This is a genomic window from Crossiella sp. NPDC003009, assembly GCF_053591555.1.
Genome location: NZ_JBSFUA010000001.1, coordinates 374,098 through 400,991, shown reverse-complemented (window position 1 = coordinate 400,991; position 26,894 = coordinate 374,098). Strand labels below are relative to the sequence as shown.

Annotated in this window: 27 protein-coding genes; 18 read left to right on the top strand and 9 right to left on the bottom strand. The window is 71.2% G+C overall.

What is annotated here, in order from left to right:
- Positions 1-61: 61 nt before the first annotated feature.
- A complete protein-coding gene (locus ACWDY5_RS01830; protein ID WP_449720469.1) occupies positions 62-1,135 on the bottom strand; it encodes an alkene reductase in 1,074 nt (357 codons plus the stop codon).
- A 114-nt stretch (positions 1,136-1,249) separates the two neighbouring features.
- On the opposite strand from ACWDY5_RS01830, the gene ACWDY5_RS01825 reads away from it, so the two are divergent.
- On the top strand, positions 1,250-1,624 hold the full coding sequence (locus ACWDY5_RS01825) for a MerR family transcriptional regulator (protein ID WP_449720468.1): 375 nt from the start codon (positions 1,250-1,252) through the stop codon (positions 1,622-1,624).
- A 7-nt stretch (positions 1,625-1,631) separates the two neighbouring features.
- Here ACWDY5_RS01825 and ACWDY5_RS01820 read toward each other — a convergent pair whose 3' ends face one another.
- The 3 genes from ACWDY5_RS01820 to ACWDY5_RS01810 all read right to left on the bottom strand — a co-directional run bounded on the left by ACWDY5_RS01820 (position 1,632) and on the right by ACWDY5_RS01810 (position 4,520).
- Positions 1,632-2,540, bottom strand: a complete 909-nt coding sequence (locus tag ACWDY5_RS01820) for a PDR/VanB family oxidoreductase (RefSeq protein WP_449720467.1) — start codon at positions 2,538-2,540, stop codon at positions 1,632-1,634.
- An 11-nt stretch (positions 2,541-2,551) separates the two neighbouring features.
- Complete coding sequence (locus tag ACWDY5_RS01815; RefSeq protein ID WP_449720466.1) at positions 2,552-3,181, bottom strand: MSMEG_1061 family FMN-dependent PPOX-type flavoprotein; 630 nt, start codon at positions 3,179-3,181, stop codon at positions 2,552-2,554.
- 139 nt (positions 3,182-3,320) lie between these two features.
- Positions 3,321-4,520 carry a PucR family transcriptional regulator gene (locus tag ACWDY5_RS01810; protein WP_449720501.1) on the bottom strand — a complete coding sequence of 400 codons (1,200 nt, stop codon included), beginning with the start codon at positions 4,518-4,520 and terminating at the stop codon, positions 3,321-3,323.
- A gap of 94 nt (positions 4,521-4,614) precedes the next feature.
- Between ACWDY5_RS01810 and ACWDY5_RS01805 the strand changes: the two genes are divergently transcribed.
- The 6 genes from ACWDY5_RS01805 (at position 4,615) to ACWDY5_RS01780 (ending at position 12,261) form a co-directional block, all read left to right on the top strand.
- On the top strand, positions 4,615-6,042 hold the full coding sequence (locus tag ACWDY5_RS01805) for an APC family permease (protein ID WP_449720465.1): 1,428 nt from the start codon (positions 4,615-4,617) through the stop codon (positions 6,040-6,042).
- The gene (locus tag ACWDY5_RS01800; protein ID WP_449720464.1) at positions 6,039-7,967 is read left to right on the top strand and encodes an N-acyl-D-amino-acid deacylase family protein; all 1,929 of its coding nucleotides are present in this window, start codon (positions 6,039-6,041) and stop codon (positions 7,965-7,967) included. The genes ACWDY5_RS01805 and ACWDY5_RS01800 overlap by 4 nt, the downstream gene beginning before the upstream one ends.
- Positions 7,964-8,761 (top strand): GNAT family N-acetyltransferase, encoded by a 798-nt coding sequence (locus tag ACWDY5_RS01795; protein WP_449720463.1) that lies wholly within the window; start codon positions 7,964-7,966, stop codon positions 8,759-8,761. The genes ACWDY5_RS01800 and ACWDY5_RS01795 overlap by 4 nt, the downstream gene beginning before the upstream one ends.
- Positions 8,758-9,876 carry an o-succinylbenzoate synthase gene (gene menC, locus ACWDY5_RS01790; RefSeq protein ID WP_449720462.1) on the top strand — a complete coding sequence of 373 codons (1,119 nt, stop codon included), beginning with the start codon at positions 8,758-8,760 and terminating at the stop codon, positions 9,874-9,876. The genes ACWDY5_RS01795 and menC overlap by 4 nt, the downstream gene beginning before the upstream one ends.
- The gene (locus ACWDY5_RS01785) at positions 9,873-11,042 is read left to right on the top strand and encodes a serine hydrolase domain-containing protein (protein WP_449720461.1); all 1,170 of its coding nucleotides are present in this window, start codon (positions 9,873-9,875) and stop codon (positions 11,040-11,042) included. Before menC ends, ACWDY5_RS01785 begins: the two co-directional genes overlap by 4 nt.
- A gap of 73 nt (positions 11,043-11,115) precedes the next feature.
- Positions 11,116-12,261 carry an agmatine deiminase family protein gene (locus ACWDY5_RS01780; protein WP_449720460.1) on the top strand — a complete coding sequence of 382 codons (1,146 nt, stop codon included), beginning with the start codon at positions 11,116-11,118 and terminating at the stop codon, positions 12,259-12,261.
- Here the strand turns inward: ACWDY5_RS01780 and ACWDY5_RS01775 are convergent.
- Positions 12,258-13,412, bottom strand: coding sequence for a serine hydrolase domain-containing protein (locus ACWDY5_RS01775; RefSeq protein WP_449720459.1), 1,155 nt, complete (start codon positions 13,410-13,412; stop codon positions 12,258-12,260). The two genes, ACWDY5_RS01780 and ACWDY5_RS01775, sit on opposite strands and share 4 nt — an antisense overlap.
- 131 nt (positions 13,413-13,543) lie before the next feature.
- Between ACWDY5_RS01775 and ACWDY5_RS01770 the strand changes: the two genes are divergently transcribed.
- Positions 13,544-14,284, top strand: coding sequence for a helix-turn-helix domain-containing protein (locus ACWDY5_RS01770; protein ID WP_449720458.1), 741 nt, complete (start codon positions 13,544-13,546; stop codon positions 14,282-14,284).
- A gap of 35 nt (positions 14,285-14,319) precedes the next feature.
- Here ACWDY5_RS01770 and ACWDY5_RS01765 read toward each other — a convergent pair whose 3' ends face one another.
- Positions 14,320-15,252: a phosphotransferase gene (locus ACWDY5_RS01765; RefSeq protein WP_449720457.1), complete on the bottom strand. Its 933-nt coding sequence runs from the start codon at positions 15,250-15,252 to the stop codon at positions 14,320-14,322.
- 507 nt (positions 15,253-15,759) lie between these two features.
- On the bottom strand, positions 15,760-16,422 hold the full coding sequence (locus tag ACWDY5_RS01760; protein WP_449720456.1) for a TetR/AcrR family transcriptional regulator C-terminal domain-containing protein: 663 nt from the start codon (positions 16,420-16,422) through the stop codon (positions 15,760-15,762).
- Between the two features lie 91 nt (positions 16,423-16,513).
- Between ACWDY5_RS01760 and ACWDY5_RS01755 the strand changes: the two genes are divergently transcribed.
- Positions 16,514-17,221, top strand: a complete 708-nt coding sequence (locus ACWDY5_RS01755) for an NAD(P)-dependent oxidoreductase (protein WP_449720455.1) — start codon at positions 16,514-16,516, stop codon at positions 17,219-17,221.
- Between the two features lie 6 nt (positions 17,222-17,227).
- Here the strand turns inward: ACWDY5_RS01755 and ACWDY5_RS01750 are convergent, their stop codons facing one another.
- Complete coding sequence (locus tag ACWDY5_RS01750; RefSeq protein WP_449720454.1) at positions 17,228-17,875, bottom strand: TetR/AcrR family transcriptional regulator; 648 nt, start codon at positions 17,873-17,875, stop codon at positions 17,228-17,230.
- A gap of 138 nt (positions 17,876-18,013) precedes the next feature.
- On the opposite strand from ACWDY5_RS01750, the gene ACWDY5_RS01745 reads away from it, so the two are divergent.
- From ACWDY5_RS01745 to ACWDY5_RS01705, 9 genes are all read left to right on the top strand, one after another.
- Positions 18,014-18,223, top strand: coding sequence for a hypothetical protein (locus ACWDY5_RS01745; protein ID WP_449720453.1), 210 nt, complete (start codon positions 18,014-18,016; stop codon positions 18,221-18,223).
- 33 nt (positions 18,224-18,256) lie between these two features.
- Positions 18,257-18,613, top strand: coding sequence for a hypothetical protein (locus ACWDY5_RS01740; protein WP_449720452.1), 357 nt, complete (start codon positions 18,257-18,259; stop codon positions 18,611-18,613).
- Positions 18,614-18,767: 154 nt separating this feature from the next.
- Positions 18,768-19,169 carry a hypothetical protein gene (locus ACWDY5_RS01735; protein ID WP_449720451.1) on the top strand — a complete coding sequence of 134 codons (402 nt, stop codon included), beginning with the start codon at positions 18,768-18,770 and terminating at the stop codon, positions 19,167-19,169.
- Positions 19,170-19,324: 155 nt separating this feature from the next.
- Positions 19,325-19,897 carry a PadR family transcriptional regulator gene (locus tag ACWDY5_RS01730; RefSeq protein WP_449720450.1) on the top strand — a complete coding sequence of 191 codons (573 nt, stop codon included), beginning with the start codon at positions 19,325-19,327 and terminating at the stop codon, positions 19,895-19,897.
- Positions 19,898-20,104: 207 nt separating this feature from the next.
- Positions 20,105-21,313 carry an MFS transporter gene (locus tag ACWDY5_RS01725; protein ID WP_449720449.1) on the top strand — a complete coding sequence of 403 codons (1,209 nt, stop codon included), beginning with the start codon at positions 20,105-20,107 and terminating at the stop codon, positions 21,311-21,313.
- Between the two features lie 55 nt (positions 21,314-21,368).
- Positions 21,369-21,920, top strand: coding sequence for a TetR/AcrR family transcriptional regulator (locus tag ACWDY5_RS01720; RefSeq protein WP_449720448.1), 552 nt, complete (start codon positions 21,369-21,371; stop codon positions 21,918-21,920).
- An 82-nt stretch (positions 21,921-22,002) separates the two neighbouring features.
- Positions 22,003-22,893: a carboxymuconolactone decarboxylase family protein gene (locus ACWDY5_RS01715; protein ID WP_449720447.1), complete on the top strand. Its 891-nt coding sequence runs from the start codon at positions 22,003-22,005 to the stop codon at positions 22,891-22,893.
- Between the two features lie 33 nt (positions 22,894-22,926).
- Positions 22,927-23,304, top strand: coding sequence for a MerR family transcriptional regulator (locus ACWDY5_RS01710; RefSeq protein WP_449720446.1), 378 nt, complete (start codon positions 22,927-22,929; stop codon positions 23,302-23,304).
- 115 nt (positions 23,305-23,419) lie between these two features.
- Entirely contained in the window at positions 23,420-24,430 is a 1,011-nt protein-coding gene (locus ACWDY5_RS01705; RefSeq protein ID WP_449720500.1) for a LacI family DNA-binding transcriptional regulator, read from the top strand.
- Positions 24,431-24,466: 36 nt separating this feature from the next.
- Here the strand turns inward: ACWDY5_RS01705 and ACWDY5_RS01700 are convergent, their stop codons facing one another.
- Positions 24,467-26,881 carry a glycoside hydrolase family 95 protein gene (locus ACWDY5_RS01700; RefSeq protein ID WP_449720445.1) on the bottom strand — a complete coding sequence of 805 codons (2,415 nt, stop codon included), beginning with the start codon at positions 26,879-26,881 and terminating at the stop codon, positions 24,467-24,469.
- Between the last annotated feature and the right edge of the window lie 13 nt (positions 26,882-26,894).

Sequence of the window (26,894 nt, the reverse complement as noted above, 5' to 3'; positions counted from 1 at the left end):
ATTCGGTAGGTAAACTGACCGAATCGGTCGGTGACGTGGGTCGCACCTCGGCGTTACGGTGTCAGGCGGAGTACTGGTACGCCGGGTACGTCAGGTAGCCCGCGTCGCCGCCCTGGTAGTAGGTGGCCTCGTCCACGGGCGCGATCGGCAGCGCGTTGCGCAGGCGTTCGACCAGGTCGGGGTTGGCGATGAAGGCGCGGCCGAAGCTGATGAGCTCCGCGCCAAGGCCCAGCCAGTGGTCGGCGTTGTCGCGGCCGGTGTGCTTGGGACCCAGCGGCAGGACCGGGTTCATGATCAGGGTGCCCGGCCAGGCGCGGCGCAGGTCGAGCAGCACCTCCTCGTCGGTGGTGGCCTCCAGGTGGACGTAGGCCACCTCCAGGCGGGCCAGTTCGCGCAGCAGCGCGGTGTAGAGCTCGGGGACGTCGGTTTCCTCGACGCCCCAGAAGGTCGCGCCCGGGGACAGGCGGATGCCGGTCCTGCGCGCGCCGACGGCGTCCACGGTGGCCGCGACGGCTTCCACGGCGAACCGGATCCGGTTTGTCACCGAGCCGCCGTAGTGGTCGGTGCGCAGGTTGGCGTTGGCGGAGAGGAACTGCGAGATCAGGTAACCGTTGGCGCCGTGCAGTTCCACGCCGTCGAAGCCCGCCTCGACGGCACGGCGGGCGGCCTCGGCGTAGGACTGGGCGTGTTCGGGCACTTCGGCGGTGTCCAGGGCGCGTGGGACCGGCGCGGGCTGGCGTCCGCTCGGGGTGAACACCTCGCCGACGGCGGGCACGGCGGAGGGGCCCACCGGTCGCAGGCCGTTGGTGTCCGGGTGCGAGACCCGGCCGCCGTGCATGAGCTGGGCGAACAGGCGGCCGCCGTTGGCGTGCACGGCCTCGGTCACCGGCCGCCAGGAGGCGACCTGCTCATCGGTGTGCAGGCCCGGCGTGCCCGGGTTGGACTGTCCGATCAGGCTTGGCTGCACGCCCTCGGTCACGATCAGACCGGCCGTCGCGCGCTGGGCGTAGTAGCTCGCCATCGACGGCGTGGCCAGGCCGCCTGGTGTGGCCCGGGCCCGGGTCATCGGGGCCATCACCACCCGGTTGGGCAAGTCCAGGTCGCCGAGGCGGTAGCGGTCGAAAAGTGTTGGCACGTCAGGGCTCCTCTGTTCCGCGACGCCCGGTCTGGGGCGTTGCGGCTACGCTAGAACCTCACATGGATGTCAGAGGCAAAGACGTGTGCCACGGGTCACAGCCGGGAGGGTGAAGTGCGCATCGGGGAGTTGTCGGCACGAACCGGGGTCAGCGTCCGGTCCCTGCGCTACTACGGGGAACAGGGCCTGCTGGTCAGCCGCCGCAGCGCCAGCGGGCAGCGGCACTACACGGACCGGGAGGTCGAGCGGGTCCACTTCATCCAGCGGATGTTCGCCGCCGGGCTGTCCAGCCGCACCATCGCCGAGGTGCTGCCCTGCGTGGACTCACCAAGCGCGGAGAACGCCGACGCCGCGATGGCCCGCATGGAGCGGGAACGCGACCGGCTCTCCGAGCACATCGCCGAGCTCAGCCGCACCAGGGACGCACTGGACGAGCTGATGGCCACGAACCGTTCCTACCGCGCGACTTTCCGGGCGGCGGCCAGCTGACCCCGGGTCAGAGATCGACGGCGAGGTGGCCGGACCGCGCGCGGGAGACGCAGCAGTACATCCGGCCGGGCGGCGCGCCGATGTCGTCGCGGTGCTCCGGTTCCCCCTCGACGAGCGGGATCTCGCAGCTGCCGCACACCCCTTCACGGCAACCGGACGGCACCTGGATTCCGGCGTGGTTCAACGCGTCCAGCAGCGACTCATCCGCGCCCACCTGGATCGTCTGTCCTGATTGGACACAGCGCACCTCGAACGGCGTGTTGGGCGCGAACTGCTTGGCCTGCGGCCGGAAACGCTCGATGTGCAGCCGCTGAGCGGGAAACGCCGCCTCGGCCGCGGCCAGCATCGAGGCGGGACCGCAGCAGTACACCAGCGCTTCGGGGCTCAGCGCAGCCGCCAGCGCGATGAAGTCGGGCCTGCCGTGCTCCTCGGTGGCGTGCACGCGCACCCGGTCACCGTGCGCGGCGCGGAGCTCGGCGGCGAAGGGCATGGTGGACAAGGACCTGCCGACGTAGGTCAGCGTGGCCCCGGCTCCGGACTCGACCGCCGCGGCCAGCATGGGCACGATGGGGGTGATGCCGATGCCACCGGCCAGGAACAGGTACTCCGGCGCGGGCAGCAGCGGGAAGTTGTTGCGCGGCAACGAGACCGGCAGCCGATGGCCCGCGCGGAGGAACAGGTGCAGGTACTCCGAGCCGCCGCGGCTGAGCCGGTCGTGCCGGACGGCGACGCGGTAGGTCTCGCGGTCGGCCGGGTCACCGCACAGGGAGTACTGCCGGATCAGCCAGTTGGGCAAGGTCAGATCGACGTGCGCGCCCGGTTCCCACGGCGCCAGCGGCACCTCGGCACCGCGCAGCACGAGCGAGACGACGCCGTCGGCGACCGGCTCCACGCGGTCCAGAACTGTCTGCTGCATAGGGAATCTCCTCAGTACAGCTTCCGGTAGCCTGCTTCGACACTGGCCGTCAGCACCGCCGGATCGAAGTCGATGCCCAGCTGCTCGACCGCGATCTCACCCATGGACGGGATCTCGGCGGCCAGGGCCTGGCTGTCCGGATCCCACAGCCGGGACCGGATCAGCGCGCGGCCGCAGTGGAAGTAGACCTCGGCCACCTCCACGATCAGCGCCAGCTCGGCGTCCCTGCCCTCGGTGCGCATCCGGGCCAGCACGTCCGGTTCGTCGGTGGGATAGGCATGACCGTTGACGCGCAACACCTCCCGCAGCCCCGGGATGACGAACAGCAGCCCGATCCCGTCGTTCTCGGCGAGGTTGTGGAAGGAGTCGGCGAGCTTGTTGCCCGGCCGGTCCGGGATCGCGAGGGTGCGCTCATCGAGCACCTTGACAAAGCCCGGGTAGTCGCCGCGCGGTGAGCAGTCGGGCAGGCCGGCGGCATCCGAGGTGGCCATGGCCAGGAACGGCGAATGGGCGATGAAGCGGTGCACGTGCCGGTCGATACGGTCCTTGACCTTGACCCTGGCCATCGGCTCCGGCTGCCCGAGCCTGGCCCGCACCTCCGCGAAGGAGAGCCGCCGCGGTCGGGCATCGCTGCTGGTCATGGCCCAATTATGAGCAATCGTTCAGTTGACGCGCTACTCGCCTTTGGCCTAGTTCTGCCGGTGCGCCGGGGCATCGGACCCGACTGGCCCGGCAACGCGATCGGCCCGGGACTGCTCGCATTTCGGGCCGGTCTACGGGTCAACCGGTTCCGCGTGAACCACACCGGAGCTGGAGCCAGCAGGACAACCGGTCGTCCGGGTGGCCGAGCAGGTCCACGCCGAACAGGTCGTGCACCCGCCGCAGCCGGTACTTCAGCGTGTTGGGGTGCACGGACAGCCGCCGTGCCGCCTCACCGACGTTGCCGGCGGCGTCCAGCCAGGCGGTGACCGAGTCCGCGTACTGGGTGCGGCGGGTGCGGTCGTGCTCGACCATCGCCTCGATGCCGGGGTGGCGCAGGCCGGGGTGGCGGGCCAGCTCGTCGGCGAGATGGGTGAGCAGCACGCTGGCGTGCACCTCGCCGAGCGCGGCGACCGGCGGGCCCGCGGGGTCGGCGGTGGTCACCCGGAGGATGTCGTCGACCTCGGTGCGCAGGGCGGGCAGCTCGGCGGCCTCGCCGGTGGTGCGGCTCAGCGCGCAGCGCACCGGCGCGTCCAGGGTGCATTCCAGGGCGGCGACCGCCTGTTCGGCGAGCCTGCGCGCGGTGGCCGGCGGGTCGGTGAACAGCAGGACGTAGACGGTGCGGTTGATGGTGGCGGTGGCCGCTTCGGCGGAGACGGCGGCCCAGTGCCGGGCCGCGGCGGCGCTCAGCGGCACCTCCAGCGGGGACTCACGGCGGGCCGGTGCCAGGCCGAGCAGGGTCAGCTGCGGCGGGTCGGGCAGGCCGAGCCGCACCCGCGCCTCACCGGCCGTGTCGTCGCCGACCAAGGCGCTGCGCAGCGCGTTCTCCCGGACCTGCCGGTCCAGCTCGGCAGCCCCGCGGTGGCGCAGCAGGTGGGTCGCGGCCAGCCGGGCGCCGTCCAGCAGCGCGGACTCCCCCGTCTCCCCCAGCGGCGACTCCCCCTCGATCGCCCAGATGGTGCCCAGCGGCCGCTCGCCGGACCGGATCGCCACCGCCACCCTGGGCAGTTCGTCCGGGCCGAGCACGGGCAGCCGAACGACTCCCTCGGCCGCCAGGACCTGCCGGTACTGGCCAACCTGCTCGGGCTGGTCGGGCACGCGGCGGTCCAGGATGCCGCGGCGGCGCAGCTCGTCGATGCGCTGCTCGGGCAGGGCGGAGTAGGCGAGCACGCGGTTGTCCAGGTCCTCGATGGACACCGAACCGCCGATGACCGCGGCCATGGCGTCGGCGAGGGCGTAGAGCTCCTCGCTGGTGCCACCCACGTTCGGCGATTCCGACATCCGCACCGCGGAAGTATAGGCAGTTCCGCCAACGACTCAGGCGCGCGCCGGAACCCAGAATGGCGGCACCCCTCGGAAACGGAATGAGGCCGCCTTGCCGAACGGTGTGTCGCTGCGGGAGCAGCTACTGCGGCGAAAACCGGTGCACGCGCTGCTGGCCGACACCACCGGTGGCCTGCGCCGCACCATCGGGACCTGCCAGCTGACGATGATCGGCATCGGCGCCACCATCGGCACCGGCATCTTCTTCGCGCTCAGCTCCACCGTGCCCAAGGCGGGTCCGGCGGTGATCGTCTCCTTCGTGCTCGGCGCGGTCACCGCGGCGCTGACCGCGCTGTGCTACGCCGAGCTGGCCTCCGCCGTGCCGGTCGCCGGGTCCTCCTACTCCTACGCCTACGCCACCCTCGGCGAGCTGGCCGCGGTCGCGGTCGGCTGGTGCCTGCTGCTGGAGTACGCGGTCTCCGCCGGGGTCATCGCGGTCACCTGGGGCCAGTACCTCAACGACCTGACCGAGCGGCTCTTCGGCGCGCAGCTGCCCGCGGCGATCACCGCGCCACCCGGCCAGGGCGGCTACGTCAACCTGCCCGCGGTGGTCCTGGTGGGGCTGTGCTGCCTGCTGCTGGTCCGGGGTGCGCGGGAGTCGGCCGTGGTCAACACGGTGATGGTGCTGCTCAAGCTCGGCATCCTGGCGCTGTTCGTGGTGGTCGGCGCGGCCGGGTTCGACGCCGGGAACCTGCATCCGTTCGCCCCCATGGGTTTCGCGGGGGTCGGCGCGGCGGCGGCCACCGTCTTCTACTCCTTCATCGGCTTGGACGCGGTGTCCACCGCCGGTGAGGAGGTGCGCGACCCGCGCCGCACGCTGCCGCTGGCGATCCTGTTCGCGCTGCTGGTGATCACCGCGGTGTACGTGCTGGTGGCGCTGGTCGGCGTCGGCGCGCAGCCGTGGACGGCGTTCGAGGGCCAGCAGGCCGGGCTGTCCGCGATCCTGGAGCGGGTCACCGGCGGCGGCTGGCCGGGACCGGTGTTCTCCGCCGGGGTGGTGATCTCGGTGGTCAGCGTGATCCTGATCGTGCTGTACGGGCAGACCCGCATCCTGTACTCGATGGGCCGCGACGGCATCATCCCGCCGGTGTTCTGCCGGATCGCGCCGCGCACCGGCACCCCGGTGGCGGGCACCGTGCTGGTGGGCGGTTTTGTCGCGCTGATCGCCGCGGTCGTGCCGCTGGACCAGCTGGCGAACCTGACCAGCATGGGCGCGCTGGTTGCCTTCGGCGTGGTCTCCCTCAGCGTGATCATCCTGCGGCGGCGGGAGCCGGAGCTCAAGCGTGGCTTCTCGGTGCCCGGCTACCCGGTGGTGCCGCTGCTGTCCATCGGCTGCTGCGGCTACCTGGTCTACCAGCTGCCGGCCGGGACCTACCTGCTCTTCGGCGGCTGGCTGCTGCTGGCGCTCGCGGTGTACCTGCTCTACAGCCGCCACCACTCGCGGCTCGGCGCTGACGAAGGAAGGGAACGCACTCCATGACGCGCACACCACGGCGGGGTGTGGCGGCCGTGCTGGCCGCCGGGCTCCTGCTGGCCATGCCCGCCCCCGCGGTGGCCGCGCCACCGGAACTGGACGCGATCATCCACGGCGGCAAGGTCTTCGACGGCAGCGGCGCGCCTGGCCGGATCGCCGACGTGGGCATCCGGGACGGGCGCGTGCACCGCGTCGGCGACCTCAGCCGGGTCCGGGCCCGCGCGCGCTACGACGCCACCGGCCAGTTCGTCACCCCGGGCTTCATCGACGTGCACGCGCACACCGACACCGGCGCGCCGCTGGCCTCGGCGAAGAGTTCGCTCACCCAGGGCGTGACCACCGAACTGCTCGGCCCGGACGGCGGCGGAGCCTACGAGATCGCCCAGCAGCTCAAGCAGCTGGACGCGGTCGAGAAGGGCATCAACCTCGCCCCCTACGTCGGCTTCAACACCGTGTGGGAGGCCACGATGGGCGAGAAGGACGCCCGTCCGAGCGCCGCCCAGTCGGCCCAGATGCGCGCCCGGATCGAGAGCGGTATGCGCCAGGGCGGCTGGGGTGTCTCCGGCGGCCTCGGCTACCCGCCTGCCTCCTACGCGCGCACCAACGAGGTCGTCGACGTGGTGCGCGGCGCGCGCTCCTGGCGGACCCTGTTCACCGACCACATCCGCGACGAGACCAACCTGGTGGTCGAGTCCACCGCGGAGGACATCGCGATCGGCAAGGCCGCCGGGCTGATGCCGGAGATCACCCACCTGAAGGTCGCCGGTCCGCGCAACTGGGGCAAGTCGGCGACCATGCTGCGGCTGCTCCGCGAGGCGCGGGCCGCGGGCACGCACGCCGGTGGCGACGTCTACCCCTACACCGCCGCCTCGACCGCGCTGGAGTTCTACGTGCCGGGCTGGGCCAAGGACGGCGGCACCGCGGCGATGCTGGCCCGTTTCGCCGATTCCGCGCTGCGCCCGCGCGTCGACACCGAGATCAGCGCGTTCGTGCGCGATGACGTCGGCACGCCGGACAAGGTGGTGCTGCCGGAGCTGGCCAACAAGTCGGTCGCCGACCTCATGGCGGAGTATGGCGGGGTGAGCATCGGCGAGGCGGTCATGCGCATTCTGGCCGCGCACAACGGATCCATCCTCGCCGTCATGCACATCGGCTCCGAGCAGGACCTGGCCGGCTTCATCACCGACCCGTTCGTCGCCTTCTCCTCCGACGGCGGCGTCACCGACTCCGCGCACACCCATCCCCGGCACTACGGCAGCTACCCACGCGTGCTCGGCCGCTACGTCCGCGAACGGGGCCTGCTGTCCTGGGAGGAAGCGATCCGCAAGATGACCGGCCTGCCCGCGACCATGGTCGGCATGGTCGACCGCGGCTACCTGGCCGAGGGCATGGCCGCGGACGTGACGGTCTTCGACCCCAAGACCATCGGCGACCGGGCGACCTTCGAGCAGCCGAAGCAGTATTCCGTTGGCGTGCGGCAGGTTTTTGTCAACGGCAAGCTCGCGCTCACCGGCGGCGAGCCGACCCGCGCCGGGGCCGGACAGGCGCTGCGCCGGGCCGCCAGCATGCCCACCCGGCCGCAGAACGCGGACCGCGACCTCACCGCGAGCGCGGCGGGCCTGCTGCGGCCCCTGGACGGCCGTGGCGTCAGCGTGGTGGCGGCCTCTATAGCCCAGCGCGCCGGGGAGCGATCCGCCTCGGGCGCGGTGCTGGTCGCCGCTCCGTTCGGCGTGCTGCGCTCGACCCGGCTCGGCAGGCTGCAGACCGCCGACGGGTGGTTCAGCGTGACCGGAATCGGCAAGCTGGCCAACGGGACCGAGCGCGCGTTCACCCTGACCGTCGACGAGCACGATCCGCTGGCCGGACCTGGCCAGCGGCGGGCCACGGTCCGGATCGACGGGACCGGGCTGAGCTACGGGAGCCTGACATGACGAGCAAGACCGAGCCCAGCTTGGCCGGGGTGACCGTGCGGGAGCTGCGCACCACCGAGGAGTGCGTGGCGGCCGAGGCCCTGCTCGCCGAGGTGTGGGGCACTCCCCCGCACGCGCCGCCGATCCCGGCCGACCTGCTGACCAGCCTGCTGCACAGCGGCGGCTGCGTGCTCGGCGCCTTCGCCGGGGAGGCGGTCGTGGGGCTCACCGTGGGCGTGGGCGGCGCGCCGGGCTCCGACAGCCTGTACTCGATGGTCGCCGCGGTCGCCGCCACGCACGCCGGTCGCGGCATCGGACTGGCGCTCAAGCAGACCCAACGGTTGTGGGCGCTGGACCGCGGCGCTGCCACCATGGTGTGGACCTTCGACCCGCTGGTGCGGCGCAACGCGCACTTCAACCTCAACCGGCTCGGCGCCCGCGTCACCGACTACCGGAAGGACTTCTACCCGCCCATGAACGACCTGGTGAACCGAGCCGACCACACCGACCGGCTCGTCGTGACCTGGCACCTCAATGACCCCGTACCCCTTGCCGCACCTGACGATTCGGGACCGCGCGTGCTCGACCAGGACGCCCAGGGCGAGCCGCTGGTCACCGGCGCACCGGCCGATCCGGTCCTGCTGGCCTGGGTGCCACCGGACATCGAGACCATGCGCCGCGAGGATCCCGCCAAGGCGCGGCGCTGGCGGCTGGCCTCGCGCACGGTGCTGGCCCGCGGCTGGACCGCCGGGTACCGCCCGGCCGGGATCACCGCCGACGGCTGCTACCTGCTGCGCCAGGAGCAGGCGGCATGACCGGCACCCGGATCGAGCTGCGCACCGTGCACATGCCCCTGGTCCGTCCTTTTAGGACATCAAAGGGCGTGGAGACCGAGCGGGAAGTGTTGCTGCTGCGCTGGATCGGACCGGAAGGGGAAGGCTGGAGCGAGTGCGCCGCCGGCCCCGAACCGGTCTTCTTCGCCGAGTACCTCGACGGCGCGCAGCACGTCATCGAGCACGTGCTGCTGCCGCTGCTGCCCACCGGTGAGCCGGTCACCGCCGCCCGCGCGCAGCAGCTGATGCGCCGGGTGCCGGGCAACGTGCTGGCCAAGGCCGCCGTGGAGACCGCCATCCTGGACGCCGAGCTGCGCGCCAGCGGCATGCCGCTGGTGGACTACCTGGGCGGCGTGCGCGAGCGGATCGAGGTCGGCGTCTCGGTCGGCATCGCCGCTGACCTCGCCGAGCTGCTGGCCTGGGTCGAGGGCTACCTCGCGGAGGGTTACCGCCGGATCAAGCTGAAGATCGAGCCCGGCTGGGACGTCGAGCCGGTGGCCGCGGTGCGCCGGGCCTTCGGCGACGAGCTGCTGCTCCAGGTCGACGCCAACCAGGCCTACGGCAGCGCGGACACCCCGGTGCTGCTCGCACTGGACGAGTTCGGCCTGCTGCTGCTGGAACAGCCGTTCCCGGCCGACGAGCTGGTCGCGCACGCCCGGCTGGCCGAGCGGATCGTCACCCCGATCTGCCTGGACGAGTCGATCACCGGCCTGCAAAGCGCGACCACCGCCCTGGCGCTGGGCGCGGCCGACGTCATCAACATCAAGCCGGCCAGGGTCGGCGGCTACCTCGAAGCACGGGCCATCCACGACCTGTGCCGCACGCACAACATCCCCGTGTTCTGCGGCGGGGTACTGGAAACCGGCGTCGGCCGGGCGGCCAACCTGGCCCTGGCCGCGCTGCCCGGCTTCACCCTGCCCGCCGACATCTCGGCCACCAGCCGCTACTACACCAACGACATCACCCAGTCCTTCGAGCTGGTGGACGGCTGCCTGGAGATCCCGGGGGGACCGGGCAGCGGCGCCGTCATCAACCACGACGCGCTCGACTCGGTCACCACCGGGGTGCGGGCGATCGACCTCAAGGAGGCACCATGAGCGGCTGGTTCCGGCACTGCGTGCTCATCCTGGCCCTCGCCATGGCCAGCGTCCTGCCCACGCCCGCGGCCGCGGCGCCGGGCCAGGACTTCACCAAGAAGATGAACGAGGCGCTGGCGCAGGCGTCCGCCGCCTTCGGTGACGCCGGCGTCCAGGCCGTGGCGCTCCGCAACGGCCGGGTGCTGTGGTCGGGCACCCGCGGCGCGGCGATCAACGAGCCGCGGCAGCCGGTCACTGACCGCACCATGTTCTCCTACGCCAGCCTCAGCAAGCTGATGCTGACCACGTTCGTGCTGCACCAGGTCGAGAACCGGGTGCTGGAGCTGGACAAGCCGATCTCGGCCTACGTCGGCGACGAGGTGGCCGGCTCCCGGGTGGTCACACTCCGGATGCTGCTCACCCACACCTCCGGCTACCCGGACCTGTACTCGGATCCGGCCACCGCGCCGCTGTTCCCGCCCGGCGCGCGGTACGACCCGAACCGGCCCTACACCTTCGAGCAGCTCAAGGCCGGTATCCGCGAACCGGTCGAGCCAGGGGCGCGCTTCGCCTACTCCAACACCGGCTACATCGTGCTGGGCCACGTGCTGACCAGGACCACCGGCGGCGACCACGGACTCCGCCGCGCCTACCAGCACTTCCTCCAGCGCGCGGGCACCCGGCAGACGCCGATGACCGAGCACCTGGTCACCATGGACCGCTCCCCGCAGGCCCTGCACCGCTTCGCGCACGGCTACAGCCGCCAGGAAGACGGCTCGCTGCAGGACTTCTTCACCGCCTACGGCGCCAAGGGCATCCCGACCGACCTGTACGGCCTGCCGTTCACCGACGGCGCGCTGGCCGGCACCGCACTGGGCGCGGGCCTGGTCCTGGACGCGGTCTTCGCCCGCGGCCACCTGCTCCGCCCGGACACCGTGCGCCGCATGACCACCCCGTCCGCGCAGTCGTCCGTGGACCCCGACGGCAACCGCTCCTACGGCATGGGCACCTCCCGCACGAAGTCCGGCGGCCGCACCTGGCAGGGGCACGGCGGCAGCTACGTCGGGTTCACCTCGATGGCCGGGACCGATATGGCTCGCGGGGTCACCATCGTCGTGGTGGTCAACCGCAGCCAGGCGCCGCACCCGGCGGAGGCGATCTGGCGGAAGCTCACCGAAGTGGCGTGAACCGGCGCCGCTCCGCTAGGCTGACTGAAATTTCAGTAAATGGCCATCGCCCAGCCAACCGTGGAGTGAACGCGTGCCGCCCAACCCGCTGTCCCGCCGAACCGTGCTGCACGGCCTCACCGGGCTGAGCGCGCTCGCCCTCACCTCGGCGTGCTCAGCCCGGGACTCCCCTGCTTCGGCGACCTCTCCCGCCAGGTCGCCGGAGCAGGCGGCGGCTCCCACCCGGCAGTTCGGGGCCGAGTGGGAACCGCACGCCCGGACCTTCATGTCCTGGCCGGCCGCCACCGCGATCTGGGGCGCGGACCTCAGCGGGGTTCGCGCCGACATCGCACGGCTGGCGCAGGCGATCGCCGGTTTCGAGCCGGTGGTGCTGCTGGCCCGGCCGGAGCAGGCCGAGGCGGCGCAGCGGGCCTGCGGCAAGGAGGTGGAGGTGGTGCCGATCCCGGTGGACGACCTGTGGGCGCGGGACACCATGCCGGTGTTCGTCGAGGAGGGCGGCAAGGTGGCCGGGGTGGACTTCCACTTCAACGGGTGGGGCGGCAAGCAGCCGCACGACCGGGACGGCAAGGCCGCCGCCGCGGTGCTGGCCAGGTACGGGATCCCCGGCGTGGCCACGCCCCTGGTCGGCGAGGGCGGCTCGTTCGAGACCGACGGGCAGGGCACGCTGCTGGTCACCGAGAGCTCGATGGTCAACGACAACCGCAATCCCGGGATGAGCCGGGACCAGGTCGAGGCGGAGCTGAAGCAGGCGCTCGGGGTGCGCAAGGTGATCTGGTTCGCCGGGGTGCGCGGTGAGGACATCACCGACGCGCATGTGGACTCGATGGTCCGCTGCACCCCGTCCGGCACGGTGCTGCTGGACCAGGCCGCCCCGGGCAGCCCGCCGGACCCCTGGTCCCGGGCCGCCGCCCAGGCCAAGGAGGTGCTGCGCGAGGCCACCGACGCCGACGGCAAACCGTTCCAGGTGGTCGAACTGCCCCAGCCGGACCCCGACCTGGTGACCGGGTACCGGGACACCAGCGTCATCTCCTACGTCAACTTCTACGTCGCCAACGGGGCGCTGTTCCTGCCCCGCTTCGGGGACCGCCAAGCCGACGACCGGGCCCAGCAGGTGTTACGCGAACACTTCCCCGGACGCGAGATGGTGCCGGTGGTGATCAACGCGATCGCCACCGGCGGAGGCGGCATCCACTGCGCCACCCACGACCAGCCCCGCTAGCGCAGGTCGGGCGGGGTGAGCGGCGTGGCGGTGCGGGGTACCGGGCCAGGGCACAGGGCGGCGGTCAGGACCTGGTTGAGCATGGCCAGACGCGCGGCGGGCGGTGCGGTGAGGTCCATGCTCATGCCCGCGCTGATCTGGCGGTCGGCGGCCCTGGTGTGCATGCTCCAGGTGTTGAAGCCCGCGAAGTCACCGCCGTGGCCCCACCAGTCCGGTCCGCCGCACGGGCCGGCCACCGTCATCAGGCCGAGGCCGTAACCGAAGGGGCCCAGTGCGCCGGGACGAGCGGTCATCATCTCGCGCAGTTGCGGTGCCGGCAGCAGGTCGCCGGCGAACAGGGCGGCGAAGAAGCGGTTGAGGTCACGGGCTGAGCTGATCAGGTTGCCGGAGGCCCAGACCCGGGACATGACGTAGGTCGTCACGTCGGTGGGCGGCTTGTCCGGGTAGAGCTGCTCGTAGCCACGGGCCGCCGGGCGGAGCAGGAACGGCTGGTGCGCGGGGAACTCCGTGTCCCGCAGGCCGAGCGGCACCGTGATCCGGCGGGCCAGCTCGACCGCGAACGGGTGACCGGTGAGCTTCTCGACCAGCAGGCCCAGCACCGTGTAGCCGGTGTTGGAGTAGGAGAAGGAGGTGCCGGGAGCGAACAGCAGCGGTTTGCCGGTGGTCGACTCGCGCACCAGCTGCTCGGGGCTGAACCGCTGAAAGCGCAAGGTGTCCACCTCGGCCGGCGTGGTCCAGTGCGCGATGTCGCGGGGCAGACCGCTGGTGTGGCCGAGCAGCTGCCGCACGGTGATCGGCTCCGCGTACGGCAGTAGTCCAGGCAGGTGCCGGGCCACCGGGTCGTCCAGCCCCAGCTTGCCCTCGCCCACCAGTTGCAGGACCACGGTGGCGACGAAGGTCTTGGTCACGCTGGCCACCCGGAACCGCCCCTTCGGATTCGGCGCCCGCGCCTGGCCCAGCTCCGCGGTACCGGCCACGCCGCGCTCAGGCCGGCCGCCGGTCACCGCCTCGGCATAACTGGCAGGCACCCCCGCCGCGACGACCGCGCGCAGTGCGGGATCGAGACGGGACGGGTTGGCGGTGGCGGTGGGCGTGATCGCGCCAACTGCGAGGGCGCAGACGCCGAGCGCGGTCAGCGTCCTTCTTCTCATACCTGACAACACCATGTGGCCAGGATGTCCGCCGAGATGGTCACCCCGCCAGTGCCGCCTGTCACGGCTGGGCGTGACACTAGTCAGCTGATCTTCAGCGCGGTTCGAAGAACTCATTGCATACTCGTGTCATGCCAGGAGCACGGCTGACCCACCAGGACCGCCAGGAGATCGCCGAGGGTCTGCGCGAGGGCCTCACCTTCGCCGAGATCGCCAAGCGGCTGGACCGTCCGGCCTCCACCATCACCCGCGAGGTCGCCCGCAACGGCGGCGCCGCGGGCTACCGCCCCAACGCGGCCCAGTTGGCCACCACCCGCCGCGCCCGCCGCCGCCCCGTCCACCGCCTGACCACGCCACCGGAGACCAAACCCGCGCCTGGCCATGACCTGGTGCGGGAGTTCGAGGAGCGCTTCACCGACCAACTGGTGCGCAACGGCGTGCCGCGAATGATGGCCAGGGTCCTGACCTGCCTGCACACCACCGACTCCGGCAGCCTCACCTCAGCGGACCTGGTACGCCGCCTCCAGGTGAGCCCGGCCTCGATCTCCGCAGCAGTGAAGTTCCTGGAGGAGCAGGAACTGATCACCCGTGACCGGGACGGCAACGCCCGCCGGGACCGCTACTTCATCGGCGACGACGTCTGGTACCGCGCGATGCTGGCCAGCGCCCAGGTCAACCGGGAACTGGGCGACACCGCGCAGGAAGGCGCACAGCTGTTCGGCACGGACAGTCCGGCCGGCCAGCGGCTGCGGGACGTCAGCGTGTTCCTGGAGCGGGTGCACGACAACCTGGTGCTGGCAGCCGAGGAATGGCGTGCAGTGCGGGCGGCCAGCCAGCCCTACGACACAAGCTCGCCCGCAACCGCACCGTAGTTGCCTCGAACCCGCGCCGGCATTGGCGTTGGTGGCTAGGCGTTCGCCCGGCGGAGGCGGTCGGCTGCCTGCGCGCGGAGGGCGTCACCGGACCCCGGGGGATCGCCGTGCAGTGCTTCCCAACGGACGTCGTGCGCTGCCGGCCACAGGCTGGCCGCCCACGCGACCTCCTGCTCCTCCGCGGTGAACCGGCGCCCCCGGAGATCCTGATAGGCCAACAAGAACGCCTCGGAACTTTCGATCGGCGGCAGGGTGGCCGGCCCGGTCTTGGGAAACACTCCACTCGCCGCTCCCACCAGCGCCGCCTCTGGCTGCCACGCCAGGCTGTCCCAGTCATGCACAGCCCACACGTGGCCCTCCTGCCAGCGGAGGTTCTGCGCCTCGAAGTCGGCGTGGCCAAGCACGCACGGCAGGTCGGCGGCCAGCATCCGCTCGCGGGCCCGCTTGGCCGTGTCGACCACGTACCCGGGCACGGCACTCTGGTCCCGTTCGTCAAGGAACCCGATCGCCGGCCACAAGCCGGAATCCGTGTGGTCCCAACGCACCCAGCGCGGATTCGGCAGCGGAGGCGCGAGCGTCACGTCGACCAGTTCACCCATCGACTGGGCGAACACCGCCGCGTAGCGCACGGCCACCTCCGGCGAATCGCCAAGCAGCAGCTCACCACCGGGCCGGTACTCCTCAGCGTGCACGGCCAGCGCACCGGCAGCGCCATCAACACTGCCCGCCGGCGTGAGCGGCCGGGCACAGGGAAATCCCCGCTCCGCCAACTGGGCCTGCGCGGCAACACACGACGCGGCCCGGCCGTCGTCCTCCCGCGCCTTCACCACGACCTCCCGCCCAGCGGCCAACCGCAGCCCGAACACCGCCGATATCGACCGCACCTCGAACAGCACGCCGACCGGCTCGTCCCCCAACTGGTCCCCACACCAGGCCGGCAACCAGTCCGGCAGATCTTCCAACGGCACGGTGACGACTGTGCCACATGCGCCGGAAGCGATCCGGCCGCGCCGACGACAAAGCCCGTCCAGGACATGACCAAGCTGGCCGAGATGGCCACCAACTTCCTGCGTCAGCTCGTCGCGGACCCACCTGGTAGACATCTGGCCTCGCACCAGTTGAGAAGGAGCCATGGGCAACAATCCCCTCCGCACCCGGCACTGGCCGGTTCTCGGCCTGGCGGCCGTGGTGACGGTGGGCGGACTTCACCCGGCGTGCGACGCCACGGGATGAGCGGGCGACCGGGCTTGGGGTCGGGGCGGAGGCTCGCTGGCTGGATCCCGACAGCAGCAAGATCGGTTGCCGGCTGGAGGTCCTCGACGAGAACGCGGTGCTGAGCGTGTTCTTCGTGTCCGGCAAGAACGATCCGCCGCGGGGCGAGCAGTGCCGGGGGCGTGCGGCCGAGCTGGCCAAGCAGTCCTACGCCGCGGTGCAGCCGCGGTGATCCGCTTGTGGCAGCAGGGAATCCGGGTCGGCTAAGCCAGGTCCGGGCGCAGGGCGTTCAGGATCAGCTCAAGCCCGAAGTCGAACTCGTCGGCGTGCTGGTAGTCCGGTCGCAGCGCGTGGTCGGCGATGAGCTCGGCCAGGTGCGGGTAGGCGTCGGCCGGTAGCTCGCTCAGGATCTCGCCCGCGACCTCGTCCAGTTCGGCTCGGTTGCTGAACGGCAGGCTCGACTCCTGGAGCACAAACCCGTAGAGGTAGCTGTCGATCACCGAGAAGGCGTGCGCGGCCAGCGCCACGGAGAACCCGCCCGCGCGCAGCGCGCCCAGCACGGCGTTGTGGTGGCGCAGGGTGGCTGGGCCGGGCTGGCGGCGGGAGTCCAGCAGGCCGACGGCCCAGGGGTGACGGCGCAGTACCGCGCGGGCGGTGGTGGCGCGGGCGCGCATGGCCTGTTTCCAGTCGGTGTCCGCCGCTGGTAGGTCGATCTCGGCGAAGACCGCGTCGACCATGCCGTTGAGGATGTCCTCACGCCCGGCCACGTGGTTGTACAGCGACATCGCCTCCACGCCCAGCTGACCGGCGATCGCCCGCATGGTCACCCCGGCCGCGCCCTTCTCATCGGCCAGTGCCAAGGCGGCGGCAACCACCCGTTCGCGGCTCAGCGGCGCCCGCTTTGGTTTCGCGCCGCGTTCACCCATGGCTCCTCCTGCCGGTTGACGGACTTACATAGTAAGCCTAGCGTGACTTACAACGTAAGTTCGACGGGACACGAGTGGTGGGAGCGGGAAGATGAGCTCAGAACGGATGCGCAAGGTCTGCATCGTCGGGGCCTCGGGCAAGCTCGGGCAGTACCTCATCCGGCACGCGCTGCAGCACGGCTACCAGGTGGTCGGTGTGTGCCGGGAGCGCAGCGTCGGCAAGCTCGCCGAGTTCGCCGACCGGATCACCATCGTTCCCGGCCCCACGAACGACGCCGAGGTGATCAGGCAGGCGGTCGCGGGCTGCGACGGCGTGCTGACCGTGCTGGCGCCCTGGGGCGTCCGGCAGTACTCCTCGGGCACGGCGCAGGCGGTGCTCGACCACGCCGATCCCGCCGCCCGCCTGGTCTTCTCCTGCGGCTGGCACGTGGCCAGGGACGAGCAGGACCGCTACACCTGGCGGTTCCGGGCGACGGTCCGGTTGGTCACCTGGCTGGCCCGGCTGGTCCGCGCGGTGGAGATCGACGACCAGGTGGAGGCGGGCAGGCGGATCTTCGCCAGCGACCGGCGGTGGACCTTGGTCAGGGGCAGTGACCTGGAGGAGGGCGACAGCCAGGGCCTGCCGGTGTGGCGCCGCCACGTCGGCGACCCGGCATTGGCCAGCAACCGGACCAGGCGGGTGGACTTCGCGCTGTTCATGGTGGCCGCGCTCACCGACGACTCGCTGGTCCAGGAGGCCCCGGCGATCGTCGGCCGCCTCTCCCCCAGCGCGCTGGCGCACGCCGAGGCGGCGGGCTGACCACGCTCATTCCGCCAGCAGCGCGGCCAGCTCCTCGGCGAAGAGCAGGTCGGGATCGAAGCCCATCCCGGCGAAGTGACCGGCGAGCTCCAGCGAGAGCACGCCGTGCAGGCGGGTCCAGAAGGACAGCGCGCGGTGCAGGGCGGCGGCCGGGGCCGGGTGGCCGCCCGCCCAGTCGCGGTGGCCGTCCAGGTGGGTGTCGAACGGGGTTGGCGGCCGATCCGAGGGCAGTGCGGCGCAGGCCTCCATCAGCACCGTCATGATCTCCGAGGAGATCGCGGTGGTGTCCGCGGGCGCGTGGTAGCCGGGCACCGGCGTGCCGTAGATGAGGAAGTACCGCTGCGGGTCGGCGCGCGCCCACTCCCGCATCACGGCGGCCAGCCCGGCCAGGTCGGCGCCGGAGTCGAAGGCCGCGCGGACGGTGTCGGCCAGGCTGCGGTAGGCGTCCCGGATGAGCGCGGTGATCAGCTCGTCACGGCTGGCGAAGTACCGGTACAGGGCGGGGCCGCTCAGTCCCACCTGTTTGGCGATCGCGTTGAGCGACAACGCCGGCACGCCGGCCGCGGCGATCTGCCCCCACGCACGCTCCTTGATCTGCTCGCGCACCTGGGCCCGGTAGCGCTCCCTCGGGCTCTGCTCCGCCGCATCCGTCACCGGTCACTCCCTCATCGTGGTCTGACACCGTCGAAGCCTAGTTAGACCCTCTCGCTTTCGCTATTGACACCTCGACTGGCTGAGTTATAGCTTCTAACTAACGCAGGAAGTACTCACGCCCCAGTCGGGAGCAACGCCATGACCAGCACCAACGCCACCCAGACCACCCGCCCGGCTGCGCGCCGCCCTGGTCGCGGTCCCGCTCGCCGCCGCCGGCATCCTCGCCGCGGCCGCACCGGCCCAGGCCGCGACCCAGCGCACCCTGGACTCGCTGACCTCGCCCCCGGCCTGGACATCTGGCTGGCCAACCTCAAGAAGGCCGCCGAAGCCCCGGTCTGCCCCGCCTGACACCCACCGCCCCGACCCCCGAGGAGCACAGTCATGACCACTACCCCGCAGCGCACCCGCACCCACCGCCCCGCACTGGCCGTGCCCATCGCGGCCTGGGCCTTCCCCGTCTTCGTGCTCGGCGGCTTCGGCCTGCTCTCCGGCTTCCCCGTGCTCGTCCTGCTGATCGGCACCCTGCGCGACCCCCGGCTGCGCGCCCTGCGCTGGTGGAGCGCGGCGAGCGCGGTCGCCTACGCCACGCCGCTGGCGTTCTGGCTACTGGGGTCCAGCGACGCGCCGAGCCTGACCAAGTTCATGAACCCGGTGGTGACCGGGATCGTGATCGCGGTCGGCGTGGTGGTGGCCATCGCGCACCTGGTGCACCGCGGGCGCTCCGTCCGAATGATGTAAGTCTTTCCAACCTTCCGATCAAACGCCACGGTTTTACTCGCGCGTTTCGACCACGTCTTGACAGGAACCGGTCATTGGATTCCGGCTGACACTGGCCTGGCTAGCCTTTGGCGGACCAAGGCACATGAACGTGACAACCGGAAGGCTATCTGAAATGGGTATTCGCAACGTTCTTCTCGGCGCCCTTGCCACAGCAGGACTCGCGGGAGCCATGCTCACCGCGGTAACGCCGAGCGCGGCTCAGGCCGCCGAAGGCTGCACCACCCAGAACGGCAGGACAGTCGGGACCGTGACGCTCAGATCCCGCACGATCCAACTGCGGTACAACAGCGAGCGCTGTGCGTGGGGCCGGATCCTGGGTGGGTCCCCTGGCGATCTGATCTGGGTGGACCGCAGCTTCGACGGCGGCAAGACCTGGCAGCCGCACCTCGGTCTCAAGAAGATCAACACGGGCGGCAGCCAGCACACCGAAGCGTTCAACAACAAGGGCAACCTCATGCGAGCTTGTGGCAAGGTCAGCAATTACCCCGAGGTCCGCTGCACCCACTGGCGGTAGCCGGGAATGAGCACCGGCGATCGAACTCCGTGTCGGTGCTGTATTTCTGTGGTCCGTGGCGCCTGCTGTCGCAGCGCCACGGACCTCTTTCATGCGCCGCCGAGGCCAGGACCGTCACCATGCGGATCAACCGAGGAGGATATTAAGCTCGATACATGTCTATTCAGCACGTTGTGCTGGGGGTGCTCGAAGCCCGGCCGATGAGCGGCTACCAGCTGACCCAGCTGTTCAGCGCCTCCACCCGCTGGGTCTGGTCCGCGCCGCAGAGCCAGATCTACCCGGCGCTGAAGACCATGGAGGCCGCGGGCCTGATCGAGGGCGCCCAGCACCAGACCGGCGGCCGGACCAGGACGGTCTACTCGCTCACCAAGGCCGGGCTGCGCGAACTGCGGGAGTGGATCGGCACCCCGCACGCCAGCCCGCCGAGCCGGGACGCGCTGGACGTGCAGGCCCTCTACTTCGACCTGGTGGAGCCTGCGGCGGCCAAGCGGGTGCTGACGGAGTTCATGACCGAGCAGGAGGCGGTGGCCGAGCACGCGGCGGCACACAGCGCCCGGCTGCTGGCCAAAGACACCGAGCTGCTCAAGGCAAGGATCAGCCACCGGCCGGCAAGCGAACACGACCGGATGGCCAAGCTGAAGGCGCACGTGTTCGCCGGACAGGCGGCCGTGGCCAGAACCAGGATCGCCTGGGCCCAGGACGGACTACGGCTGCTCGACGAGGCGTGATCCAGTACCTCCTGGCCGTCGTAGCGGAAGTCGGCGGGCAGGCCAGCGACCAGTGCGCGCAGCGCCTCCGGGCCGTCGGCGGCGAGTGAACTGTGCCGGCGGTAGTCCGGGGCGACCCAGCGGGAAACCACTTGCCGAAGTAGACAGACCTGTCTATGGTCGATCCGGACTGAACAGACCTGTCTACTCAATCTGGAGGTGCCCGGGATGGCCCGGACCCCGCGGCTGCCGGACTCGGCGGCGCTGTACCTGCTCGCCTCGCTGGTCGTCTCACTGCTCGCCTCCTCCAGCGCGCCGACTCCGCTGTACGCCCTCTACCAGCAGCAATGGGGCTTCTCGCCGATCACCACCACCATCGTGTTCGGCGTGTACGCGGTGTCCGTGCTGGCCGCCCTGCTGGTGCTGGGCAAGCTCTCCGACCACCTGGGCCGCAAGCCGGTGCTGCTGGTCGCGCTGGTCGTGCAGGCGGCCGCGATGCTGGTCTTCGCCACCGCGGACGGGGTGACCGCGCTGCTGGTCGCCAGGGTCGTGCAGGGGGTCGCCACCGGGGCCGCGATCGGCGCGCTCGGGGCGGGCATGCTCGACCTGGACGCCCAGCGCGGGCAGCTGGCCAACGCGGTCACGCCCGGCATCGGCACCGCGGTCGGCGCGCTGTTCTCCGCCCTGCTGGTGAGCTACCTGCCCGCGCCCACCGAGCTGGTCTACCTGGTCCTGCTGGTGGTGTTCCTGGTGCAGGGACTGGGAATCGCGCTGATGCGGGAGACGGTCAGCCGGGCCCCCGGCGCGCTGGCCAGCCTGCGGCCGGAGATCACCCTGCCCAGGGCGGTGCGGGCCAGGGTGCTGACCGCCGCGCCGGTGCTGTTCGCGGTGTGGGCGCTGGCCGGGCTCTACGGCGCGCTCGGCCCGGCACTGGTGACCAAGCTCGGCGGCGGCGGATCGCCGGTGCTGGGCGGGCTGAGCCTGTTCACCATGGCCGGGACCGCGGCGCTGACCACGGTCGTGCTGCGCGCGCAGTCCCCCGGCCGGACCATGCGCACCGGGGTGCTCGCGCTGATCACCGGCGTGGCGGTCACCCTGGTCGGGCTGGAGGCCGGTTCGCTGCCGGTGTTCTTCCTGGGCACCGCGATCGCCGGGATCGGCTTCGGCGCGGGCTTCCAGGGCGGCCTCCGCACCTCGGTGCCGCTGGCCGCGCCGCACGAGCGGGCCGGAGTGCTCTCGCTGCTGTTCGTGGTGTCCTATCTCGGTTTTGGGGTGCCCGCGGTGGTCGCCGGGGTGCTCGTCGTGCACGGTCCTGGCCTGGTGGGCGCGACGCTGATCTACGGCGGCGTGCTGATCGCGCTGGCGCTGCTGGCCTTGGTCCGGCTGCTCGCCCCGGTGCGGGCCAGTGATCCCGAACCGGTGCCGGTGCGGCTGTAACCTGTGGGTTCGTCCGGTTCGAAGGAGTGTGGCGAGGATGGCTACCGCGGCCAGGATGTCCGCACGGGAGCGCTTGCTCAGCGCCGCCGACGAGCTGTTCTACAGCGAGGGCGTGCGCTCGGTGGGCATCGACCGGGTGATCGAGCATGCCGGGGTGGCCAAAGCCTCGCTGTACAACACCTTCGGCAGCAAGGACGAGCTGATCCACGCCTACCTCAAGGGCAGGCAGGACCTGATGGCCGCGCGCATCCGGGCCGCGGTGGACGCGGCGGCGACACCGGAGGCCAAGGTGCTCGCGGTCTTCGAGGCCCAGGCCGCGCTGTACGCCGAAAGCGGCTATCTGGGCTGCGCTTTCCACCGCGCCAGCGCCGAGTCCCGGCCCGGCGACCGGGTCGAGCAGGCCACCAGGGAGTACCGGGCCTGGGTGCGCGGGCTGTTCGCCGAGCTCGCCGAACAGGCAGGGGCCAAGGATCCCGCCGGACTCGCGCACCAGCTGCACCTGGTCTACGACGGCACCGGGCACGCCACCCGCACCGACCGGGATCCGGGCGCGAGCGCGGTGGCCCGGACCGCGGCGAGCGCGCTGCTGGCCGCGGCGCTGGCCTGATCGATCCCCGGACGGTGATCCTCACTGGGCCGTGGGTTTCGGGCTTGCGTTCGAGCGCGCTCTAATTCCTACTGTCGTCGGCATGACGAACTCAGATCACAGTCCGACCGCCAACCGCCGGACCATCCTGGCCAAGGGCGCGCTGCTCGGCGCCGGCGCCCTCGGCGCCACGGTGGGCGCGGCGGTGCCGGCCTCCGCGGAGACCGACCGTTACGCCCGCGGCCTGGCGGCCCTGCGCCGGATCTCCGGCGAGCGCGGCACCGAGGTCATCGAGTCGCTGCGGGACATCGCGCCGGACCTCGGCCGCTACATCGTCGAGTTCGCCTTCGGCGACATCTACCCCCGGCGGGGGCTGGACGCCCAGCAGCGACAGCTGCTGACCATCGGCGCCCTGGCCGCGCAGGGCGACACCAAGCCGCAGCTCGACTTCCACCTCGACGCGGCGTTGCGGGTCGGCGTGAGCCCGGTGGAGATCATGGAGGCGCTGTACCAGATCGTTCCGTTCACGGGTTTTCCCAGGGCGCTCAACGCGGTGACCGTCGCCAGGGAGGTCTTCGCCAAGCGCGGGATCACCTTCAGACCGCCCGTGCAGACGGACCAGCGCGACCGTTACGAACGCGGCGAGGAGAAGCTGGTGGAGATCGACGGACAGCACGGGCTGGACGTGATCGAGTCGCTGCGGGACATCGCGCCGGACCTCGGCCGCTACATCGTCGAGTTCGCCTTCGGCGACATCTACTACCGGCCGTGGCTGAGCCCGCAGCGGCGACAGCTGGTGACCGTCGGCGCGCTGACCGCCTTCGGTGACACCGCATCCCCGCTCCGGGTGCATCTCAACGCCGCACTCAACGTCGGGCTGAGCCGCGCCCAGGTGATCGAAGCCCTGATCCACGTCGTGTCCTACGCCGGCTTCCCCCGGGTGCTCAACGCCATCACCGTGGCCAGGGAGGTGTTCGAGAAACGGCAGGGCTGACCCGGAATGGCCGCCGGTGCCTACGGTCGTGGCATGAACGACACGAGCACGCGGTCCATCGCGGAGACGGCAGAACTCACCGGGCTGACCGCGCACACGTTGCGGTACTACGAACGGATCGGCCTGCTCGATCCGGTCGACCGCGGCCCGGACGGCCGCCGCCGTTTCCGGGACGCCGACCTGGCCTGGCTCAGCTTCCTGACCCGCCTGCGCGTCACCGGCATGCCCATCCGGGACATGAAGGAGTTCGCCGAACTGCGCCGGGCCGGCGATGTGACCGCATCAGCCCGCCTGGAGCTGCTGAGCCACCACCGGGGCAGCGTGCGCCGCCGGATCGCCGACCTCGCCGACTGCCTGGACGCGCTGGACAACAAGATCGACCACTACCGGACGCTGACCACAGGTCCGTAACCAGTCGGAAACCCGATGGGAACCGTCAGCGACCTGGAAGCGCTCCCAGATTTCGCTAGCCTGGAACTGCTGGGCTGACGCGGACGAGGTGGTGGATGTGACGGTCCAAGGTGAGATGCGGCCGACGCTGGAGGATGTCGCCGCCTACGCCGGTGTTTCCCGCTCGACCGCGTCCAGGGCGCTCAACGCCGAGGTCTACGTCAGCCCCGATGCCAGGGCGAAGGTCTTGGTCGCGGCCCAGGCGCTCGGCTACTCCCCCAACCAGGCGGCCCGTTCTCTGGTCACCCGCCGCACCAACGCCATCGCCCTGGTCCTGTCCGAGCCGGAGCCGAAAGTCCTGGAGGATCCCTACTTCGCCGAGATAGTCCGCGGCGCCTTCCGCGAGTTGTCCGGACGCGGCAGCCAGATGCTGATGATGCTGGTGGACAGCAGGGAGGACGTGCCCGGCACGTTGCGCTTCCTGGAGGGCGGACACGTCGATGGCGCCCTGGTCTTCGCCTCCCACCAGGCCGACCCCTTGCCCACCGCGCTGCGCCTGCTCCGGTTGCCGATGGTCTTCGGCGGTGGCCGGCCCGGCAGCGGCACCCGCGGCCTGCACCTGGTCGACTTCGACAACGAGGGCGGCGCGAAGCTCGCCGTCGAGCACCTGCTTTCCTTGGGGCGCAAGCGGATCGGCACCGTGGCCGGCCCGCAGGACCAGCGCGCGGCAATCGACCGCTGCGCAGGCTGGCGCACCACCCTCGGCCTGGACGACCGCGCCGCCGCCCGCCTGTCCGAAGAAGGCGACTTCAGCGCCGACAGCGGCGAGCGGGCGATGGCGCGGTTGCTGAAACGGGTGCCCAGGCTGGACGCGGTGTTCGTGGCCAACGACCCGATGGCCGCGGGCGCGTTGCGCGCGCTGCGGGCCGCGGGACGGCGGGTGCCGGAAGAGGTTGCCGTGGTGGGCTTCGACGACCACCGCGGACTGGCCGAGGCCACCCAGCCGCCGCTGACCACCATTCACCAGGATCCGCGCGGACAGGTCCGGCAGATGGTCGACACCCTGTTCCAGCTCATCGAGGGAGCGGGCCCGGCGCCAGGCAGGCAGGTGCTCCCGGTGAGCCTGGTCCGCCGGGAGTCCGCGTGACCCGGTGGCGCACCCGCGAACCGGGCCGGCAGCCGGCTACGTGACCATGCCGGTTGCCCGGTAGGTGCGGCCCGCCACGGCGGTGAAGGTGACCCGGTCGCCGTTGCGGGTGCCGCCGACGGACTGCCCCGTCGAGGTGTCGATGAGCGTGTACCGCCCGGTGAAGATCTTGCTGCGCAGGGTCAGGCTGCCCGGGGCCGCCGGTTTCGCGGTGAAGTCCAGGCCGCCCGCGGTGGTCCAGGCCGCGCTCACGGTGACGTTGCCGCGAGCCTTCAGGCCGGTCACCGAGCCCGAGGTCCATCCGCTGGGCTTGGCTGGCAGGACGTGGACGTCGCCGTTCTGGCTCTGCAGCAGCATTTCGGTCATTCCCGCGGTCGCGCCGAAGTTGCCGTCGATCTGGAACGGCGGGTGGGTGTCGAACAGGTTGGCCAGGGTGGAGTTCTTGAGCAGCTCGGAGAGCATCTTGTGGGAGTGGTCGCCGTCGAGCAGCCGGGCCCAGAAGTTGATCTTCCATGCCTTGCTCCACCCGGTTCCCCCGTCGCCGCGCGCGTTCAGCGACACCTTGGCCGCCTCGCCGAAAGCGGAGCCTGCCGCGATCTGCCTGCCGGGGTGCAGGGCGTACAGGTGCGAGACGTGCCGGTGGTCGTTGGTCTGGCTGTCCAGATCGGCTTTCCACTCCTGCAACTGCCCCCACGAGCCGATCCGCAGGCCGGGGTCGAGCCGGTCCAGCGCACCCTGCACCTGTGCGCGGAACGTGGCGTCCACGCCGAGTGTGCCGGCGGCGGCGATGGTGTCCTTGAACAGACCCCACACGATCTGCTGGGCCATCGAGTCGCCCGCGGTGAAGTCGCCGTGCTCGGGCGAGTACGACGGCGTGGCGACGAGCCTGCCGTCACGAGGGTCGGTGCGCAGGTTCGCCAGCCAGAACTCGCTCGCGCCCTTGAGCAGCGGGTAGACCCTGTGCAACAGCGCGGGATCCAGGCTGAACCGGTAGAGGTCGTAGAGCTGGCAGGCCAGCCAGCCGTTGGCCTCGGGGAACCAGAACGCCGTCGCCCAGTCGTGCACACCGGTGAAGCCGAACGGGTTGGTCTCGTTCTGCACCACCCACCCTCGGGTGCCGAAGATGGTGGCCGCGCTCCGCTCACCGGGGGCCTTGAGTTGCGCCACGAACCGGACGTACGGTTCCGCTGTCTCGCCGAGGCCGGCCTGCGCGGCGTGCCAGTAGTTCATCTGGACGTTGATGTTGGTGTGGTAGTCCGACGCCCACGGTGGCGAGGTCGACTGGTTCCACACCCCTTGCAGGTTGGCCGGCAGCGACCCTGGGCGGGAGGACGCGATGAGCAGGTACCGGCCGTACTGGTAGTACAGGGCCTCCAGCGCGCGGTCGGCCGCCGAAGCGCCACCGGTGTAGGCGGCGCGCAGGTCGTCGGTGGGCTTGTTCGGCATCACCTGGCCGATGTTCAGCTTCACCCGGTCGAACAACGCCTTGTGGTCGGCGATGTGCTCCGACCGCAGCCTCGCGTACGACTTCGCCGCCGCGGCGTCCACCGCGGCCGTGACCGCGTTCTTCGGGTCGGCTCCGCGGTAGTCCGGGTAGGAGTCGGCGTAGTTCGTTCCGGCGCCGACCAGGAAAGTCGCGCTGTTGGCGCCCGAGACCGTCACCGTGCTGCCGCTACTGGTCACCGTTCCGCCGTTGGCAAGCACGCGGATCTGCGATTCGAAGATCATCCCGTTGTCGGCCAGCTGGCCGCGGATGGTCAGCCTGCCGTTCGCGGCGGAGGCGGTGAAGTCGGCACGCGGTGAGGTGTACCGCAGGCTGAACGACACCTTGCCCGGCTGGTTCGCGCCCAGTCGCCCGACGATCACCTTGCCGCGGTGGCTGGCGAAGTACTCGCGGTCGTGGACGACGCCGCCCTCGGAGTAGCCCACCTTGGCGATGGCGTTGCCGATGTTCAGCTCGCGGCGGTACCCGGTGACGGCGCTGGACTGACCGGTCAGGTCCAGGCGCAGGTCACCGAAGGTCTGATAGGCGCCGAACCCGGACTTGCGCTGGCCGAGCTTGCCTGCCACCCAGCTCGGGGCGGCCTTGCCGTCCCGGTCGATGGCGTCGACGACCTCGCGCAGCGCCCCTGGACGCGGCGAGGTCCAGTTGCCGAAGTTGTACCCCGGCGAGCCGGGACCGCCGGTCCACAGCGACTTCTCGTTGAACTGCAACCGTTCCGAGGGCACACTGCCGAACACCATCGCGCCCAGCGCGCCGTTGCCGATGGGCAGCGCGCGGCTCTCCCAGTCGGTGGCGGGCTCGTCGTACCAGAGGGTGTTGCCGTCCGCAACGGCCTGCGCCGATGCGTCCGGGACACCGGGGTGCCGCAACGCCATGCCCGTCGAGGCGACCGCCACCACAGCGGTGGCCACGGCCAACAGGCGAATACCCGGCCGGAGCCTGCTCATACCGCCTCCTTCC